The following is a 1,748-nucleotide window of genomic DNA, read 5'->3' as shown; positions in this document are numbered from 1 at the left end:
CAACCGAGAATCGCCTTGGCGATCGTATTGCGCTGGATCTCGCTCGTGCCCGTCACGATGCGATACAAGCGAAGTCGCCGGAAGATGAACTCGACTGGATGATTCTTCGTGACGCCGGCATTGCCGTGGATCTGCACCGCTTTGTCGGCGATGTCGAAACACTTTTCCGATACAAACAGCTTGCACATCGATGCTTCCATGCGGACATCGCGACCTGCATCGGCCTGACGAGCGGCGGCGGTCACCATACTTTCGCAGGCGTTGAGTCCGGTCGCCATGTCCGCGAGCATGTGCTGGATCGCCTGAAAACGGCTGATTGGACCGCCAAACTGCTGCCTCGATTTCGCATAGTCGAGCGATAGCCGGTACGCGTGACGTGCAAGCCCGATCATCGTCGGACAATGCAGCAATCGGTTGACGCTGATTCGATCCATCGCGATGCGAAAGCCCCGCCCCTCCTCGCCGATGAGGTTAGCGGCGGGCACCCGCACGTTGTCGAAGGTGATGTCCGCGTCGACATGCTGGCCTGTCATCGGCAAACAGTCGTAGGTGAGTGAAACGCCAGGCTGGTCGAGATCGATCAGCAGCGCGGAAATTCCGTCCGCACCGCAGCCGGGCGTCGTGACACATATCGTCACTGCGAAGTCGGCAAACGTCGATGCGCTGATGTAATGCTTGCGCCCGCTGACGATGAACTCGTCGCCGTGCCGCTCCGCGCGTGTCTGAATGCTTGCGGCGTCCGAGCCGGATGCGGGCTCCGTCATCGCGAAGCAGGCCCCCTTCTCTCCGCGCACCACCGGTAGGATGTAGCGGTCGACCTGATAGGGACTCGCATGTTTGACGAGATTTCCAATGCGCGACGGACCGCCCCAGTCGCCCAGCACGTGAGGAAACAGGATCGCGCCCGAGGCGGCGGCGTCGTCTTTGAGCACGCACATGTCGGCGGTCGACAGCGCCGCTCCGCCAAGCGATGTCGGTAGATGCAGCCCATACAATCCCAGCGCTCGCGAGCGCTGCCAGATCGCGCGCACAGTGTCTTCGTGGAAGCGGTCTTCGTAGCCGTAGCCGGCGGCCTGCTCCTGCGGAATCAGCTCGTCGTGCAGGTAGTGAGCGAGGCGGTCGCGGATTGCCTGCAGGTCAGGGGTGACGTCGTATGCCATGGAATGCGTCCGTTGAACAGGTGGAAGGCCCATATTGACGGAGCGCGGCACGTGGCCGATGATCGTCGGCACTTTCTTCATAACGCGGTGGAATGACGCAGTGCGGATCGAAGATCTGAACACGTTTCTCGCAGTGGCGGAGACGTCGCACGTCGGACGAGCGGCCGAGCGCCTCGGGCTTACGCAGCCCGCACTGACCAAGGGAATACAGCGGCTCGAACGCGAGCTCGGCCTGCAGCTCTTCGAGCGCACGCCCAAAGGCATGGAGCTAACCTCCGCCGGTGAGGCCTTCTACGCTCGCGCCCAGCACGTGCGCGCCAATCTCGATGCGGCCATCCAGGAAGCCACCGAGCTCGCACTGGGCAAGCTGGGTGTCGTGCGCGTGGGCGTGCCGCCGAACTACGCACAGACCTTCTTCAGCGACGCCTGCGCCGAGTTGCTCAAGCAGCGGCCCGCCGCGCGCCTGCGCGTGATGAGCGGGCTCAACGACCGGCTGCTCGCGGCATTGCGCGCGGGCGATCTCGACCTGTGCATCGGCGCGCTTTCCGATCGCAACAGCGACGATCTCGAACAGACACCGCTCTTCAG

General features: G+C 63.2%; 2 protein-coding genes. One reads left to right on the top strand and one right to left on the bottom strand.

Annotated elements, in window-relative coordinates; genetic code table 11:
- The coding region (locus AWB74_RS44365) for an acyl-CoA dehydrogenase family protein (protein WP_061152776.1) at positions 1-1,160 on the bottom strand (1,160 nt) is incomplete at its 3' end.
- A gap of 100 nt (positions 1,161-1,260) precedes the next feature.
- Between AWB74_RS44365 and AWB74_RS44360 the strand changes: the two genes are divergently transcribed.
- Positions 1,261-1,748 (top strand): LysR family transcriptional regulator (locus tag AWB74_RS44360; protein WP_160110414.1); only part of this gene is annotated, 488 nt, incomplete at its 3' end.

Source organism: Caballeronia arvi (genome assembly GCF_001544695.2).
GTDB classification, from domain to species: Bacteria; Pseudomonadota; Gammaproteobacteria; order Burkholderiales; family Burkholderiaceae; genus Caballeronia; species Caballeronia arvi.
The sequence above is the reverse complement of the archived record's forward strand: the minus strand, read 5'-3'. Positions and strand labels throughout refer to the sequence as shown.